At 70.0% G+C, this 16,877-nt stretch carries 12 protein-coding genes and 1 tRNA gene; 8 read left to right on the top strand and 5 right to left on the bottom strand.

The window, feature by feature from the left end; all coding sequences use genetic code 11:
- Positions 1 to 18 precede the first annotated feature (18 nt).
- On the bottom strand, positions 19 to 3,885 hold the full coding sequence (locus ACFYO2_RS31965; protein ID WP_388355922.1) for a Pls/PosA family non-ribosomal peptide synthetase: 3,867 nt from the start codon (positions 3,883 to 3,885) through the stop codon (positions 19 to 21).
- A gap of 278 nt (positions 3,886 to 4,163) precedes the next feature.
- A tRNA-Leu gene (locus ACFYO2_RS31970) sits at positions 4,164 to 4,248 on the bottom strand.
- Positions 4,249 to 4,448: 200 nt separating this feature from the next.
- Between ACFYO2_RS31970 and ACFYO2_RS31975 the strand changes: the two genes are divergently transcribed.
- The 3 genes from ACFYO2_RS31975 (at position 4,449) to ACFYO2_RS31985 (ending at position 7,170) form a co-directional block, all read left to right on the top strand.
- A complete protein-coding gene (locus ACFYO2_RS31975; RefSeq protein WP_388355923.1) occupies positions 4,449 to 5,774 on the top strand; it encodes a M20/M25/M40 family metallo-hydrolase in 1,326 nt (441 codons plus the stop codon).
- A gap of 157 nt (positions 5,775 to 5,931) precedes the next feature.
- Positions 5,932 to 6,165, top strand: coding sequence for a chaplin ChpH (gene chpH, locus ACFYO2_RS31980; protein ID WP_388355925.1), 234 nt, complete (start codon positions 5,932 to 5,934; stop codon positions 6,163 to 6,165).
- Positions 6,166 to 6,393: 228 nt separating this feature from the next.
- Positions 6,394 to 7,170, top strand: a complete 777-nt coding sequence (locus ACFYO2_RS31985) for a chaplin family protein (RefSeq protein ID WP_388355927.1) — start codon at positions 6,394 to 6,396, stop codon at positions 7,168 to 7,170.
- Positions 7,171 to 7,271: 101 nt separating this feature from the next.
- Here ACFYO2_RS31985 and ACFYO2_RS31990 read toward each other — a convergent pair whose 3' ends face one another.
- Positions 7,272 to 7,460, bottom strand: coding sequence for a DUF5703 family protein (locus ACFYO2_RS31990; protein ID WP_005485166.1), 189 nt, complete (start codon positions 7,458 to 7,460; stop codon positions 7,272 to 7,274).
- 47 nt (positions 7,461 to 7,507) lie between these two features.
- On the opposite strand from ACFYO2_RS31990, the gene ACFYO2_RS31995 reads away from it, so the two are divergent.
- The 3 genes from ACFYO2_RS31995 to ACFYO2_RS32005 all read left to right on the top strand — a co-directional run bounded on the left by ACFYO2_RS31995 (position 7,508) and on the right by ACFYO2_RS32005 (position 10,342).
- Positions 7,508 to 8,209 (top strand): hypothetical protein, encoded by a 702-nt coding sequence (locus ACFYO2_RS31995; protein WP_388355929.1) that lies wholly within the window; start codon positions 7,508 to 7,510, stop codon positions 8,207 to 8,209.
- A 279-nt stretch (positions 8,210 to 8,488) separates the two neighbouring features.
- Complete coding sequence (locus tag ACFYO2_RS32000; protein WP_388355931.1) at positions 8,489 to 9,496, top strand: carbohydrate ABC transporter permease; 1,008 nt, start codon at positions 8,489 to 8,491, stop codon at positions 9,494 to 9,496.
- 3 nt (positions 9,497 to 9,499) lie between these two features.
- On the top strand, positions 9,500 to 10,342 hold the full coding sequence (locus tag ACFYO2_RS32005; protein ID WP_388355933.1) for a carbohydrate ABC transporter permease: 843 nt from the start codon (positions 9,500 to 9,502) through the stop codon (positions 10,340 to 10,342).
- 654 nt (positions 10,343 to 10,996) lie between these two features.
- Here the strand turns inward: ACFYO2_RS32005 and ACFYO2_RS32010 are convergent.
- The gene (locus ACFYO2_RS32010) at positions 10,997 to 11,965 is read right to left on the bottom strand and encodes a LysR family transcriptional regulator (protein ID WP_388355934.1); all 969 of its coding nucleotides are present in this window, start codon (positions 11,963 to 11,965) and stop codon (positions 10,997 to 10,999) included.
- 124 nt (positions 11,966 to 12,089) lie between these two features.
- On the opposite strand from ACFYO2_RS32010, the gene ACFYO2_RS32015 reads away from it, so the two are divergent.
- Together ACFYO2_RS32015 and ACFYO2_RS32020 are read left to right on the top strand one after the other, a co-directional pair.
- Positions 12,090 to 13,337, top strand: coding sequence for an MFS transporter (locus ACFYO2_RS32015; RefSeq protein WP_388355935.1), 1,248 nt, complete (start codon positions 12,090 to 12,092; stop codon positions 13,335 to 13,337).
- Positions 13,338 to 13,540: 203 nt separating this feature from the next.
- Positions 13,541 to 14,632 (top strand): tetratricopeptide repeat protein, encoded by a 1,092-nt coding sequence (locus ACFYO2_RS32020; RefSeq protein ID WP_388355937.1) that lies wholly within the window; start codon positions 13,541 to 13,543, stop codon positions 14,630 to 14,632.
- A 539-nt stretch (positions 14,633 to 15,171) separates the two neighbouring features.
- Here the strand turns inward: ACFYO2_RS32020 and ACFYO2_RS32025 are convergent.
- The gene (locus ACFYO2_RS32025; protein WP_388355939.1) at positions 15,172 to 16,635 is read right to left on the bottom strand and encodes an aminotransferase class I/II-fold pyridoxal phosphate-dependent enzyme; all 1,464 of its coding nucleotides are present in this window, start codon (positions 16,633 to 16,635) and stop codon (positions 15,172 to 15,174) included.
- Between the last annotated feature and the right edge of the window lie 242 nt (positions 16,636 to 16,877).

Here is a 16,877-nt window from a genome sequence, read left to right on the forward strand (position 1 = left end):
ACGAGCCGCGCAGCGTCCTCAGGAACGCCATGACTCGATCGGATTGCCCAGCCAGCGGGTGTCGTCGGGAACGGACTCCGCCGCCATCACCAGCGACGCCGGACCCAGAGTCGTACGGGCGCCGACCGTGCTGCCGGGCAGGACGATTCCGCCAGGACCCAGCGTCGCGCCCTCACGGAGGACCACAGTATCCGTCCGCAAGATCCGGTCGTGGAAGAGGTGCGTCTGCAGCACACAGCCGCGGTTCACGGTCGCCGCGTCCGCCAGCGTCACCAGGTCCGTCTCGGGCAGCCAGTAGCTCTCCACCCACACGCCCCGGCCGATCCTCGCGCCCAGCCCACGCAGCCACGCCGTCATCACCGGCGTACCCGGCACCGCCCCGGCCAGCCACGGCACGGCCACGACCTCGACGAAGGTGTCCGCCAGTTCATTGCGCCACACGAACCCGCTCCACAGCGGATGCTCCCCACTGCGGTGCCGCCCCACGAGCACCCACTTGGCCACGACGGACAGCAGCCCCGCCGCGACCCCGGCCGTGAGCAGCACGAGCCCCGACAGCAGCGGCGCCCACGCACCCAGCGCGCTCAGCGCCGCGACCGTCAGCACGGCGATCCCCGCCGAGCAGAACACCGGCACGATCCGGCACAGCTCCACCAGCCCGCGCGCCCACAGCAGCCGCGCGGAGGGTTCGTACGTGCGGCTCTGGTCGCCGCCGGCCGCCGAGCGCGGCAGCTTCACCGGCGGCAGCCCCAGATACGAGCTGCCCTTCTTCGCCTTCTTCGGCGTCGCCGACAGCACACCCACAAGGCCGCCGTCCGGCACCGACCGCCCCGGCGCGGTCATCCCCGAGTTCCCGAGGAAGGCCCGCCGCCCGATCTCCGCCCGTCCGATCCGCACCCAGCCGCCGCCGAGCTCGTACGGTGCGGTCAGCGTGTCGTCGGCCAGGAACGCGCCCTCGCCGACCGTCGTCAGGCTCGGCAGCGCAAGGACGGTCGACACTTCGGCGCCCTTGCCGATCCGCATCCCCAGCAACCGCAGCCACACCGGGGTGACCAGCCCGGCGTACAGCGGGAACAGCGTCTCCCGCGAACGGTCCATCAACTGCGTGACCGTCCACGCCTGCCAGCCGATCCGGCTGTGGGTGGGATGCGTGCCCTCGCGCAGGCCCAGGCTGAGCAGCCGTACGGCGATCAGGAGCAGCAGCGCGTACGTCAGCCCGAAGGCCAGGGTCGCCGGGACGAGGGCGAGCGCGGCGCCCTTGAGCGCCTCGCCGAGCCCGGCGCCGGGGGCGACAAAGCCGTAGGCAACGAAGAGCGCCACCGCCCCCGCCAGGACCGGCAGCAGCGTCAGCCCGAAGCCCGCCACGCCGTACATCACCCGCCAGTGGGTTCCCCGCACCGGTCGATCCTTCGGCCAGTTCCGCTTGGCCTTGCCGAGCTTGACCGCGGGCGCGCCCGCCCAGCGCTGACCGGTCGTGATCTGACCGGTCACCGCCGAACCCGGCGCCACCTCGGCCCGCTTGCCGACCCGGGCACCGGGGAAGAGCATGCTGCGCGTGCCGACGACGGCGTGCGCGCCGACCTTGACCGGCCCGATCTCCAGCCGGTCGCCGTCCAGCCACCACCCGGACAGATCCACCTCGGACTCCACGGCCGCGCCGCGCCCCAGCTTGAGCATGCCGGTGACCGGCGGCAGCGAGTGCAGGTCCACGTCGGGACCGATCCTGGCGCCGAGCGCCCGCGCGTACCGCTCCAGCCACGACCCGGTCAGCGAGGTCGCCCCGCTGAACTCGGCCAGCCGCTCGGCGACCCACAGCCGCAGATGCACGCTGCCGCCGCGCGCGTACCGCCCCGGCTGCACACCCCTCAAAAGCAACCGTGCCCCGCCCGCCGCGAGCGCCAGCCGCCCCGGCGGGCTGAAGAAGAGCAGCGCCCCGGCCCCGACGAGCCACCAAGGGGCGCTCGGCAGCCAGGAGTAGGCGGGCAGCAGGTTGCCGACCGCGGCGAGCGCCACGCTCCAGCGCAGCCCGAGCAGCGTGAACAGGGGGAGGAGTACCAGGAGTTGGAACACCTGGGCGCGGACCGGAACCGGAGCGACGGTCCGCTCGGCACCGTCGTCCTGCGCCGACTTCTCCAGATGCCGTGCCAACTTCCGCAGTACGGGCTGCTGGTAGATGTCGAGGACGGCGGCGCTCGGGTAGCGGGTACGCAGCCGGGTGGTCAGCTGGGCGGCGGCGAGGCTGCTGCCGCCGATCGCGAAGAAGTCGTCGCGCGCACTCGACACGGGGATGCCGAGAACCTCGCTCCACTGCTCGGCGAGCCAGGCCTCGGTGCCGTACAGCTGCTCGGCCGGCCCACCGGTCGTCAGCCCCTCCAGCGGCCAGGGCAGGGCGCCGCGGTCCACTTTGCCGCTCGTCCGGGTCGGCAGGTCGTCGACCGGCGCGAGCAGCGGAACGAGCGCGGCGGGCAGCTCGGCGCGCAGCTTCTCGACGGCCGCCGCGTGGTCCCAGCCGTCCTGGGTGACGACATAGCCGACGAGGAGCTGGTTGCCGCTGCGGGCGGTGCGCACGGCGGACGCGGCGCTCGCCACACCCGGCAGCGCCTGCAACGCGGCATCCACCTCACCGAGCTCGATGCGCCGCCCGCCGAGCTTGATCTGCTCGTCGCTCCGCCCGAGGAAGACCAGCCCCTCCGGCTCCGCCTTGACGAGGTCCCCGCTCCGGTACGCCCGCTCCCACCCGAGGGACTCCAGCGGCGCGTACTTCTCCGCGTCCTTGTCTTCGTCGAGGTATCGCGCGAGTCCGACCCCGCCGATCACCAACTGTCCGGTGCCGCCCATCGGTACGGGCTCGCCGGCCTCGTCCACGACGGCCAGCTCCCAGCCGTCCAACGGCAGCCCGATGCGGATGGGCTCCTCGCCGCTCATCAGCGACGCGCAGGCCACGACGGTCGCCTCGGTCGGCCCGTACGTGTTCCAGACTTCGCGCCCCTCCGTCACCAGCCGCTGCACCAGCTCCGGCGGGCAGGCCTCACCGCCGAAGATCAGCAGCCGTACGTCGTTCAGCGTCTCGGGCTCCCACAACGCGGCCAGCGTCGGCACCGTGGACACGACGGTGATCTCCTGCTCGACCAGCCAGGGCCCGAGATCGGCACCGCTCCTGACCTGGGAACGCGGCACCGGCACCAGGCAGGCCCCGTACCGCCACGCCAGCCACATCTCCTCGCAGGACGCGTCGAACGCGACCGACAGCCCCGCCATGACCCGGTCCACGGGCCCGATCGGATCCTCCGTGAGGAACAGGGCCGCCTCGGCGTCCACGAACGCGGCGGCACTGCGATGGCTGACGGCGACACCCTTGGGCTTCCCGGTGGACCCGGAGGTGAAGATGATCCAGGCGTCGTGGTCCGTGCCGGGCCGGGCCGCGGGGACGTCGCTCCGCGAGAACACGGTGAGCTCGTGCCCGGCCCCGACGACGGCCCGCACCTGCGCCTCCCCGAACACCAACTCGGCCCGCTCCTCCGGGTCCTCGGCGTCCACGGGCACATAGGCGGCCCCGGCGGCCAGGACGGCGAGAATCGCGACGTACAGGTCATTGGTGCCGGACGGCACCCGGACCCCCACCCGGTCACCGAGCCCGACCCCGGCGCCGGCCAGCGAGCGCCGCAGGTCCTCCACCTCGGCGGCCAGCTGCCGGTAGGTGAGCCGCGTCGCCCCGTCGTCCAGGGCGAGTTCGTCGGGGTACGACCGCACCGACGCGTCGAAGACGTCGACGAGCGTGCGCGGCGAGGCCGCCGGCCCCCCGGAGAAGCGTGCCGTGTCGCCGAACCGTTCTCGGAGCTCTTCGTCGAGTAGGCCGAGAGCACTGCTCTCGTGTATGGCTGCCATCGGGCCCTCGCGTCTCCATCCCGGAAGCCTCCGGGGCGCTGGCGGGGCCCGCAGGTCTGCCTGGGGTTGTCCGGCTCCAGCTCCATTCCGTAACAAGCCGGAAATTTTAGTACGACGCTAGGCTCAGGCCCTTGTGTCAGCCACTCGGAACGGCCTTTCGGGCGCCTTGGGGCCTGGCCCCAGGGGTGTTGACCTGGTGATCTTTGAGTCGGGGAGAGATGGCCCACACAACGAGCGAGGGCCGTGACCAGGTGGTCACGGCCCTCGCTCATCTCGTGTGTCCGAGGGGGGACTTGAACCCCCACGCCCGATAAAGGGCACTAGCACCTCAAGCTAGCGCGTCTGCCATTCCGCCACCCGGACAAGGTGTCTGTCGTGCGGGGTATCCCTCGCGGCGACGGAGGAAACATTACCAGGCTTTCGAGTGCCCCCTGGTCACCCCCCCGGGTGCGTACCGGCCGGGCGTGAACGACGTGTGACGGGCCGGGACCGGCCTTGGGGGTGAGCGGCGGGAGGGGGAGGATGAGGGGGACCACCAGCAGCGACGGCGCGGGAGGAAGAGCGTGAGCGAGTCGGACACGGCCAGGAGCGTCACCGGCGAGGACGAGGTCGTGGACCTCTGCCGCGAGCTGATCCAGATCGACACCAGCAACTACGGCGACCACTCGGGCCCGGGTGAGCGCAAGGCGGCCGAGTACGTGGCCGAGAAGCTCGCCGAGGTGGGGCTCGAACCACGGATCTTCGAGTCGCACCCGGGCCGGGCGTCCACCGTCGCCCGCATCGAGGGAGCGGACCCGTCCCGCCCCGCGCTGCTCATCCACGGCCACACGGACGTCGTACCGGCCAACGCGACCGACTGGACCCACCACCCCTTCTCCGGCGAGGTCGCGGACGGGTGCGTGTGGGGCCGTGGCGCCGTCGACATGAAGGACATGGACGCGATGACCCTCGCGGTCGTACGGGACCGGCTGCGCAGCGGGCGCAAGCCGCCCCGGGACATCGTCCTCGCCTTCCTGGCGGACGAGGAGGCGGGCGGCACGTACGGCGCCAAGCACCTCGTCAAGAACCATCCCGATCTCTTCGAGGGCGTCACCGAGGCGATCAGCGAGGTGGGCGGGTTCTCGTTCACGGTGAGCGAGGAGCGGCGGCTCTATCTGATCCAGACGGCCGAGAAGGGCATGCACTGGATGAAGCTGACCGTGGCCGGCACGGCGGGCCACGGGTCGATGATCCACCGGGACAACGCCATCACCGAGCTGTCGGAGGCCGTCGCGCGGCTCGGGCGGCACACGTTCCCGGTGCGGGTCACCAAGACCACCCGGGCCTTCCTCGACGAACTCGGCGACGCGCTCGGCACCGAGCTGGACCCGGAGGACATGGAGTCGACCCTCGTCAGGCTCGGCGGCATCGCCAAGCTCATCGGCGCCACCCTGCGCAACACGGCCAACCCGACGCAGCTGGGCGCCGGCTACAAGGTCAACGTCATTCCGGGGGAGGCCACCGCGCACGTCGACGGGCGGTTCCTGCCGGGGCACGAGGAGGAGTTCCTCGCCGACCTGGACCGGATCCTCGGACCGAAGGTGCGGCGCGAGGACGTGCACGCCGACAAGGCCGTCGAGACCACCTTCGACGGGGCGCTGGTGGCGGCGATGCAGTCCGCGCTGGTCGCCGAGGACCCGGCCGCCAAGGCGATCCCCTACATGCTCTCCGGCGGGACCGACGCCAAGTCCTTCGACGACCTGGGCATCCGGGGATTCGGCTTCGCCCCGCTCAAGCTGCCGCCGGAGCTGGACTTCGCCGGAATGTTCCACGGTGTCGACGAGCGGGTGCCGGTGGACGGGCTGCAGTTCGGCGTGCGGGTGCTCGACCGGTTCATCGAAGCGTCCTGAATTGCCTCACTGAAACGAAACTTCAGTAATCGATCGCACGTACGGAACCTACTGGGAAGAGTGAATGCGACGATAAGCTCGTAGCTCGATTACTCCCTCCTCGTTACTGGTGATGTGATCCGCTAATTGGGATCGCATTGCCAACGAGGAGAAAATAATGATCAAGAAGATCGTCGCCGCTGCCGCCGCCACTGGTGGCCTGGTTCTCGCGGGTGCGGGCATGGCCGTTGCCGACTCGGGTGCCCAGGGTGCCGCGACGCACTCCCCGGGCGTCCTGTCCGGCAATGTGGTCCAGGTTCCCGTACACGTCCCCGTGAACGTCTGCGGCAACACGGTCTCCGTGATCGGGCTGCTGAACCCCGCCTTCGGCAACACCTGCATCAACCAGTGACGTTGCGCCTCGCCCCGTGAGGCGTTGAGCCCGTCGGCCCCGGAGCGCGCGCCATGCGCTCCGGGGCCGACCGGCCTATTCGGAACGGTTCTTTTCGAACAGCGAGAACTTGAACGTCGGAACTCGAATGCCGGAACCCGGACTTCGAGAACTTGATCATCGGGAACTCGGCCGTCGAGAATACGAACTTCGGGAATTCGGGACAAGGTCGAAGGCAGGGATTCAGTAATGCGACAGGTCACCCGCAAAGGCCTGATGACCATGGCCGCCGCCACCGGCGTGATCGCCGCCACCGGCGGTGCGGCGCACGCCGACTCCGGCGCGAGCGGATCGAGCACGAACTCACCCGGCGTGCTGTCGGGCAATTCGGTGCAGGCGCCGGTGCACGCACCGGTGAACGTGTGCGGCAACACGGTCAACGTCGTCGGGCTGCTCAACCCGGTGATGGGCAACCAGTGCGTCAACACCGGCGTCGAGAACGGCGGCGGCAGCGGCTCGTCCGGTGGGCACGGCGACTCCGGTGGGCACGGCGACCACGGCGGCTCGGACGCGGGCGGGCACACCGGCGGTTCGCCGGGCGTCGGCTCGGGCAACCACGTCGAGGCGCCGATCGACGCACCGGTGAACGTCTGCGGCAACAGCGTCGACATCATCGGTCTCGGCAACGCCGCCACGGCCAACGGCTGTGCGAGCGACGGTGGTTACGGCGAGACGGAGACCCCGGGGGCCGGTCAGGAGACGCCGCCCGGCGATCCCGGGCAGCCGGGCAACCCGGTGGAGCCCGGTCGGCCGGGCGCCCCGAACACGCCGCCCAGCTCGGGCGACGAGACACCGGGCGATTCGCACCCCAACCAGCCGGGTGCCCAGTCCGTCACCCAGTCGGGAGCCACCGCACAGCTCGCGCACACCGGCAGTGACCTGCCGATGGGTCTCGCGCTCCCCGTGGGCGCGGGGGCGCTGCTGGCGGGCGCGACGCTCTACCGCAAGGCGCGCGCTTCGGCATAAACCGGGCTAGGGGGATCAAAGCCCCGCGAACTTCCCCGGTGATGCGCACAACGGAGCGGGCCCTGCCTCGGTGGGGCCCGTTCCGTTTCTGTCGCCTCAGCTCACCACGTGGCGCGAACCTGGCGGATGATCCGCCGGCGCAGCCGCACCCTGCGGCTGCCGTCGCGCAGCAGGCTCAGACGGTCCAACTCCCAGTGTCCGTACTCGGCATGGTCTGTCAGCAGGCGTGTGGCGTCCTTGCGGGAGACCCCGCGCGGTACATACACGTCGACAAATTCGTATTCCGGCATCGCATCTATTGTGCGGTCTGGGGCTCGGTACGGATAGCGTCTGCACTATGTCTGATGCTGCGCAGCCCACCGCTGCCGAGGTACGCGCCGCCGCCGAGGCGGTCAAGACCGCGCTCGACCGCCACCTGGCCGCGGTCGAACGCCGGTCGGGGGAGGACGACCCGGCTGTATACGAGGCGTTCAACCAGCTGGCCGCGGCCGCGGAGGCGTACGACGAACTGCTCTACGACCGCTACGACGAGGTCACGCCCTTCGAGATCCCCGGCGCGGAGGACTCGCTTCCGCCGTACATCGGCCCCGAGGAGCCGAACGCCCTCAGCGTGCTGATCCGCCGCGACTACGCCGTGGTGGAGCCCCAGCGGCTGCTGGCCCAGGCCCAGCGGGTCGAGGCGGCGGACTACGACGAGAGCGGGCAAGCCTCCAGCACGGTGCACGGGGCGCTCGGCATCCTGTTCGGCGAGTTCGAGGCGGACGAGATCGCTTCCCGGCACAAGGAGTTCGGGCTGGAGGAGGGCGACTCCACGCTCTGGGTGACGGCGGCCGACGAGACGGCCGAGCCGGGGGAGTGGCTCGAGGCACCGTTCGAGCAGATCGATCCGCAACGGGTGGTGTGCCGCTTCGACGTCAGCGCGGTCTTCGACGACGACGTGGACGACATCGACGACGAGGATGACGAGGACGTCGAGGAAGCGGAAGAGATCGACGACGCCGAGGACGAGGATCTGGAGCGGCTGGACGCGGATCGCTGAGCAGACCCGCGCCGCGACACCGGCTGTGACCACGGCGGGGGGGGGGGGGGGGGGGGGGGGGGGGGGGGGGGGGGGGGGGGGGCGCGCCCCCCCCCCCCCCCCCCCCCCGCCCGCCCCCCCCCCCCCCCCGCCGGCCCCCCCCCCCCCCCCCCCGCCCCGGGGGGGGCGGCCCCCCCCCCACCCCCCCCCCCCGCCGGCGGCCCCCCCCCCCGCCCTCCCCCCCCGCGCGGGGGGCGGCCCGGCCCCCCCCCCCCCCCCCGCCGGGAACAGGACCCTCCCGTGACATCCGTGGAACCCGCGCACGCCGCGCCGCCCGGCCCGGAGCAGGCCCCCTCCGTGACATCCGTAAAGCCCGCGCCGTCGACGCGATCGGCACGGCCGGGCCGCAAGAACCGCGACTGGCTGCACGGACTGCTCATGTCCGCCCCGGCCGTCGTCGGACTCATCGCCTTCGTCGGAGTGCCGTTCGGCTACGCCGTCGTCCTCTCCTTCTACAACGTCCGCCTCGGCTCCCCGCTGGCACCGTCCTTCTTCGGCCTTGAGCAGTACCGAAGGCTGTTCACCGATCCGGACCTGTCCGGCCCGTTCCTGCGGGCCCTGCTGAACAACCTGACCTTCGCCGTGGTCGTCGTACCGGTACAGACGGCCCTGGCGCTCGGGCTGGCGATCCTGCTCAATCGCAAGCTCAAGGCCATCGGATTGTTCCGGTCCCTCTTCTTCATGCCGGTCGTCTTCCCCATGGCGCTGGTCGCCGTGATCTGGCGCCTCATCCTCGCCCGCAGTGACCAGGGCATGCTCAACTCCGCGCTGCACGCGGTGAGTTTCGGCAACTGGGGCGCCTTCGACTGGCTCGGCGACTCCGCCACCGCCATGGCCTCGATCATCGTGCTGTCCGTCTGGCAGGGCGTCGGCTTCCAGATGGTCATCCTGCTGGCGGGACTCCAGCAGATCCCGGGTGAGCTCTACGAGGCCGCCGAACTCGACCGTGCCTCCCGCTGGCAGCAGTTCCGCCACGTCACCCTGCCCGGCATCCGTGGCACCCTCGTCTTCGTCGCGATGCTCACCTCGGTGCTGTCCTTCCGGGTCTTCGACCAGGTCTACGTTCTCGTCCGCGGCGGCGGCCTGGACGAGGACGCCACCCGCACCGTGATGTACCAGGCCGTCACCACCGCCTTCGACCAGAACAACATCGGCCAGGCGTCCGCGATCACCGTCGTCTTCTTCGTGATCGTCGTCGTCCTGACGCTCATCCAGCGCCGCGTCGTCCGGCCCGGAAACGAGGACTGACCCATGGGCACGACCCCTACGCCCCTGCGCCGCTTCATGGACTACGCCGTACTGAGCGTGCTGGCCTTCATCTTCGTGCTGCCCGTGATCTACCTGTTCCTGGGCAGCCTCAAGCCGTCCGACGAGGTCCTGAACGGCCTGTCCGGGTTCCTCCCGACCCACCTGTCCTTCGACAACTACTCCGCGGTCCTCGACAGCCTCAACTCCGACAGCACCGGCTACTTCTGGCGCTTCATGGGCATTTCGCTGCTGCTGGCATTCGTCGTGGTGACGGGGGGTCTGTTCGTCAACTCGATGGCCGCCTACGGGCTGTCCCGGCTGAAGTGGCGCGGTCGGGAAGCCGTCTTCACACTCATCCTGCTGCTGATGCTGGTCCCGTTCGAGTCGGTGGCCGTGCCGCTCTTCTACATGTTCAACGACCAGCGCAACACCCTCTTGATCCTGGCGCTCCCGTTCATCGCCAACGCCTTCTCGGTCTACCAGTTCCACACGTTCTTCCGCTCGATCCCACCGAGCATCGAGGAAGCAGCACGGATCGACGGCGCAGGTCCCTGGCGCACCTTCTTCGCGATCATCGTCCCCATGTCGAAGCCTGCCTTCGCCTCCGTGGCGATCCTGACCTTTCTCATCCAGTGGGGCTCGTTCCTGTGGCCGGTGCTGATGGTCTCGGACCCGTCGGTCCGCCCACTGCCGCTGGAGATGAGCGTCTTCCAGGGCCAACAGCCCCCGGACTGGGGCCAGATCCTCGCCTTCGGCGTCCTCTTGGTCCTGCCCGTCCTGGTCGTCTTCGCCTTCTTCCAACGCTGGTTCGTCCAAGGCGTCGCCAGCTCCGCCGTCAAGGGCTGAGGATCCGTTCCGGCGGAAAGGCACTCCGCCACCGTGATCGGGTTCGCGGCCGACGGAATCGACGAACCCACCACCGGCCGGCCGGACACCCACCATGACCGCCCTCCAAGGGCCTGGCCAACGGGCACCCCCAGGTCGTCCGCTTTCGCAACCGGGTGGCGACACGGATCCTGTCCGTGGTCCGATCCCGGAAGGGCGGAGTCCCTTACGACCTGGCCATGTGGATGCAGCCAGAGGCGACGGGGAGGCCCTGAACCATCACGCTGGTGGAGCAGGGGCCCCGCACGCCGGCACCGCACCCGGCGTCCCAGATCGCGCTGCCCGGGCCCGCACCACCCCTCGCAAGCCCGAAAGCCGACCATCACACGATCGAGCTAAATCACCCTGCAGGTCCCGCCCTTCTCCGGCACAGATGCTCACCGCCCGGAGAGGACCGGGAGAACTCGCCTCCAGGGCCAGTCCGATCCGTTCCCGGACAACATGAAGCCGCCGCCCAAGGAAGGAGTCCGGGAGATCGTAATCGCCATGCCACACATGCCAGTCCATTGGTAGTTGGAGGCGCGGTGCCCTCATGGGGCCCGTAGCCTCCGTCCCCTTTCGATCCGTGCGTACGGTTTCCCCGCACACGACCCGTGTGTGCTTTGGAGGCGACCGTCAGCGTCGAGTGTGTTCGATGTTCCCGCCGCTACCGCGTGGTGTCATTGCCCAGGATGGCAGCCAGGCTGTCTCGGGAAGGGGTGCCAGGCTTCCGAGGTGGTTGATGATGGCCCGGAGTGCTGGGTGTGGATTCGCTCGGGGGAAGATGAGCGACAGCGGGTATGCGAGCGTCGGATTCACAATCGGGATGCGGCGTAGGTCGTGATTCGTCGGCCAGATGTACCGGTCGCGCGAGCCTACGAGGGTTGCCACGTCTGCGGAGTCCGCGAGGATGTCGAGGAGTACCTCGTCGCCGAAGTTCGGGCCCGCGGCGTCGATGCGGAGGTCGAAGTCGGTGGCGAGCTGGTCGTAGAACTCTGCCCATTCGCTTCGCGGCGCGATACCCGGCACCCAGATCCGGTGCCGGCGCAGCTCGGACGGTGTCAGTGTTCGTGCGGAGGCGAGCGGGTGTCTCGGGCCGACGAGGAGTTCCAGCGGAGAGTCGAACGCGTGGATCATTTGCACGTCGCGCGGCAGTGCGGCCGGGTCGGTGACCGAGCGGAACGAGGCGTCGATATCGCCTGCTCGGACGGCGGTGACCGCCACGCGCGGGTCATTGACCCTGAGGGTCACCACGTCGAGGTCGGTTTCGGGATGCGACCGCCAATAGTCGTGCAGGACGACGGCCTGCGCGGATCGCAGGCCGAGAACGTCGATCCGAAGGGCACGCGAGCCCGGTCTGATCGCGGTGACGGCGCGATCAACACCCGTGATGATGCTCCGGGCGTGCGGGAGGAAAGCCTGGCCGTCGAGTGTCAGCTCGACCCCTCGGGCGGTGCGGGTGAACAACCGGACGTCGAGTTCGCGCTCAAGGGTTGCGATCCGCTTCGACACGGCCTGCTGCGTGACGCCGAGTTCGTCGGCCGCTTGTTGCAGTTGTCCGAGCTCGGCCGAGCGGACGAACGATCGCACTGCCTCGGTATCCATTGATCCAGCGTAGACGTGCCCAACTGATGGTTGTGGCTCGCCCGGGAGTCGGTTGTTTGATCCCACGACGGTGCGGCCGGTGTGATGCAGAGACCCGAAACATGGGTTGTCGCGAGGGAGTCGCATGCGCGTGCAGTTGGGGCCCGGTTTCGGTTGGCTGTGGTCGGCCTACGCCGTCAGTACATACGGTACGTGGATTGCCTTCGGCGCGTTCCCGCTGATCGCGGTTCGAGTGCTGCACTCGCCGGCATTCGCCGTGTCGCTCCTGGAGGCGGCCGGGCTTGCCGTCGCGGCGCTTGTCGCGCTCCCGCTCGGACCGTGGGTTGAGCACCGGGCCAAGCGTCCGGTGATGATCGCGATGGACCTGATCCGGTTCGTCGCGATGGCAAGTGTCCCGATCGCGTACATCCTCGGCTTGCTCTCGTACGGCCAACTGCTGGTTGTCTCGGTCATCTCCGGGACCGCGAGCATCGCCTTCACCGCGGCATCCGGCGCGCACCTGAAATATCTGGTCCCCAGCGACCACCTCCTTGTGGCGAACGGGAGATTCGAGGGCACGAGCTGGGTGGCGACCGCGGCGGGCCCGCCCCTCGGCGGTGCCCTCATCGGGTTGCTCGGCCCGGTCATCACTGTCATGGCCGACGCCCTCAGCTACCTGCTGTCCGCGCTCGGGGTCCTCCGCATCCGCGGAGGCGACGTCGCGGCACCCCGCGACCGGGCCACCAGGCTGCGCGGAGCCGACCTTCTCGGCGGCTGGCGGTTCATCCTCCGCGACCGCGCACTCAGGCGCCTGTTCCTCAACTCGATCCTGGTCAGTGGCCTGATCATGGCCACCGTCCCGCTCCTGTCCGTCCTCCTGCTGGGCCAATACCACTTTTCGGCCTGGCAATACGGTCTTGCCTTTGGCATCCCGGCACTCGGCGGCTTCGTGGGCGCCCGCCTCTCCGCGCGCCTCGCGACCCGCTACGGCCGACACCGGGTCATGATCGTCTCCGGCCGGCTGCGATCGCTCTTCCCACTCGGTCTCGCGTTCGTCCGTCCCGGCATCCCCGGACTCCTCACCGTGATCATCGTCGAGGGCCTGCTGATCACCTGCATGGGCGTCTTCAACCCGATCTGCACAACAGAACGCCTGCAACGGACTCACGCGGATCACACCGCCCAAGTCATCAGTACATGGGGTGCCATCAGCAAACTCCTACAAGCTGCCCTGATGGTGATCTGGGGCATTCTCGCCACACTCACCAGCCCGCTCGCCGCAATCACCATGTCCGGCGTTCTCCTCCTCGCAACCCCGCTCTTGCTGCCCAAGCGGATACATCTGTCCGCCACTGCGCCGGCCGCATCGACCGAAGACGTCCGGATCGCATGACTCACCGCCCCCACCCCGCAAGGCGCTCCAGGGGAACCGTCCGCCCCGTGAGCCGCTCCTCGCCCCCCGGCGATCCAGGGCACAACTGCCACACGGCCGGGTCGTGTTGGGTTGACCAGGCACCTGGCGACGGCTCGTCCATCGCCAGGTCGGCGAGAACGGAACCAGCCCATCTGTCGCCGTCCCGCCGGTAATGTGGTCGCATGTCCCGCAAGCGCCGCCCCGCAACGCCACGACACGTCCCCGCCCAGCGGACTCCCGTCATGGAGGCCGAGGAACTTGAGGCCCTGGCGCGGGAGTATCCCGAGGACCGGGAAGAAATCCTCGTCGAGGCCGCGGGCCACTGGAGCGAGGCCGGCCAGTACGACCGGGCCCTCGCCCTCCACCAGCAGCTGCTGGACGCCGGATGCGAGGATGCCCACCTGATCGAGGCGTACCGGATCAACACCCTGTGGGACGCCGGGCGGACCGACGAGGCCCGGGACGCGGCCATACAGTTGCGACGCCGGCATCCCACCGACGCCGGGGCCTGGAACTTCGTCGCCGAGATGTTCGAGACGGCTGGTGAACTCCACGACGCCGCCGACTGGTTCACCGCGGGCATCACCCATCTCCTCGGCCCTGCCGCTCCCCTGACCCGCACCGCCGTCGAGGACACCCCCGATCCCAGTGGGATCGAGCTGCTCGCCGTCGGACGCCACCGGGTCCGGCGCCGCCTCGCCCAGACCCACGACGACCTCGACAACCTCGCCGACGAACTGCACGAGCACCGCCCGACCCTGCTCCGCGGTCCCGCCACCCTGGACGACCTGCACGATCCGGACCGCCTCGCGGCCGCGGAGGACGGTGACCCGGACGTCCTGCAAGCCGAGTTCGAGAAACTCACCACCGAGGCCGCCGCACGCCGCGCCGCACTCTCCGAGCCCCGCATGACCTGCGCACTGTTTTGGCCCGAGTCCGAGTTCACCCGGCTTCCGACCCGGTGGCCCGTCCTGGGAGAGGCATACGCTGGTGACCACAAGGATCACATCAGCCGCGTCGAGGGAATCTTGCGCGGCCTGTCCGAAGAAGGCGAACCGCATCTGGGCATCGCCCAGGGCAGCGTGAGCGACTTCGAGGAATTCACCCGTGCCGAGGGCCTCTCCCCGCAGGACGGGGACACGCGGGCCCGATACGCCGCCGACCTCGCCGCACGCGGCAAGGCCAAGGCATGGCCCCCGCCCCGCAACAGCCCCTGTTGGTGCGGCTCCTCACGCAAGTACAAGAAGTGCTGCGGCAACCCCGCCCTGAGCTGACCCTGACCCTGACGTGACCTGACCTGACCTGACCTGACCTGACCTGACCTGACCAAGCCTGGTCACGCCACCGGCCACAGCGCCCGTTACCGGCAGCACTCACTCCCGCTCAGCCTTTAGGAACGGTCGATCGCCCAGCGGTTGCTCCGCAGAACCCGGTCCGCGAACGTCACGTCGCATTCGGCGATGAACCGGAAGCCGAGAGACCGGCAGATGCCGCCCGACGCGCCATTGCCCGTGGCAGGCAATCGCGCGCGCTCAGCCCTCGGATCGTCCGCTCCGCCTGGCGTACAACACAGCGCCCGGCCGTGAGCGCCGATGAGGCGCGCCCGCCCGGAAGGGCCACGGCGTCCTTCCGTGGAGAGCGCCGAGGAATCGGGGTGGGCGGGGCTCACCAGGAAGCAACGCCGTCCGTCACCTTCTGGTGTGCGGAGCGAGTGCCTGGATGCGGTTGTTGCGCTGGGGCCAAGGGATGGCTGGACCACGGGAGTTGGCGGCGTCGCCCGGCTCAGCCGGGGTGGCCATCCAGGGTCCCGTCCTCAGTGCCGCGCGACGACCCGCAGTGTCTTGACCGAAGGGTCGGCCGCGTCCGGGATCAGGACGCCGTGTTCGACACCGCTGCGCAGGTAGTCGAGGACCTCGTCGGTGATCACCTCGCCGGGCGCGATCACGGGCACGCCCGGAGGGTACGGGCTGATCATCTCCGCGGCGATCCGTCCCGCGGCGCGCTCCGCGGGCACGTGGTCGACCTCGGCGAAGAACGCCTCGCGCGGCAGCATGGCCTGCTCCAGTTCCAGAACGGAGGGCTCCGGCAGACGGACCGGTGGTCGGCGTTCGATGGAGTCGGCGCCGTCGACGAGGGCGCGCAGGGCGTCCAGGAGCATCTTCTCGGTCTCGTCGTCGTCGGCGTATGTGATCGAGGCGCTGATGCGGCAGGTGTCGGAGCCGCCGACGTCCACGTGCCGGTGGGGGCGCAGCCATTCGGCCGCCTGCATGCCGCTGATGCCGAGTTCCCGTACGTCGATCACGATCTTCAGGGGGTCGAAGGAGGCGGCGAGCCCCTCCTCGACGACCTCCTTTCCCATGGGCCGCAGGCCCGGCAGGTCACCGGCCGCGACCCGGATCCGTTCCGCGCGCTGCAGCGCGGCGTCCAGGAGTTCTCGCCCGTGCTCGACCATCTGGCGGCGCCAGCCGTCGAGGGTCGCGTAGACCAGGGACGAGGCGCTGGTCGTGCCCAGCAGATCCTCCCGCTGCTTGAGTGCCTCGGGCGACACCCGGTCGTACTGGAGGTGGAAGACGGAGCTCTGCTCGATGGCGCCGCCCATCTTGTGGACGCTGGTGACCACGAGGTCGGCCTCGGCGTCCATGCCCCAGGCGGGCAGGTCGGGGTGGAACGGCAGGTGGGCGCCCCATGCCTCGTCGACGATGAGAGGGACGTCGAACTCGTGGCACACCCGGGCCACGCCCTGGATGTCGGCGCAGGTTCCCCAGTCGGTGGGCGTGATCAGCAGCATGCCCTTGGCGTCCGGGTGCTCCTGGAGGCGGCGGCGTACGTCGTCGGGCTCCGGCGGGTGGGCGAGGTGCCGCTCCCGGTCGAACTTCGGGTGGACCCAGATCGGCTCGACCCCGTTGACGACGACGGCGGCGATCACGGACTTGTGCGCGTTGCGCGACAGCAGCAGTTTCTCGCCGGGACCGGCCACGGCCAGCATGGCGGTCTTCACCGACAGGGAGCTTCCGCACGTGGAGAAGAACGCCTGCTCGGCACCGACCGCGTCGGCCATCAACTCCTGAGCCAGGCTGAGCACGCCCTGGGACTGGCGCCGGTCGTCCAGCCCGTTGAGGGACAGGACGTCCGAGCGGAACACGTCGAGCCCGACGACCTCCGCCACCCGCGGATCCACGCCACGTCCCTGCTTGTGTCCGGGCGGCCCGAAGGCCACGTCCCCACGGCGCCGGAACTCCTGCAACGCCTCCAGTACCGGCACCCGTGAATGATCCATCGTTCCTCCCAAGTAGGTCCCTTCGCACCGCGGCGTCAACGGCACACGGCCTGGGTACACGGACCGTGTTGCACTGGATACGAGGGTCGAAACGCGGAAGCCGGCGCAGCACCCGGACGGTGCAACCGCCACGACGGTACGGACGAGACTCCACGCCGATGCGGGCCGGCCTGCGACGGTCCACCGGCCGTGGCTGCGGCACTCAAGGAGCGCGACCACGTGCGCGGGGCACCACTCGCTCT

The sequence above is a fragment of the Streptomyces sp. NPDC006602 genome (genome assembly GCF_042870385.1).
Taxonomy (GTDB): Bacteria; Actinomycetota; Actinomycetes; order Streptomycetales; family Streptomycetaceae; genus Streptomyces.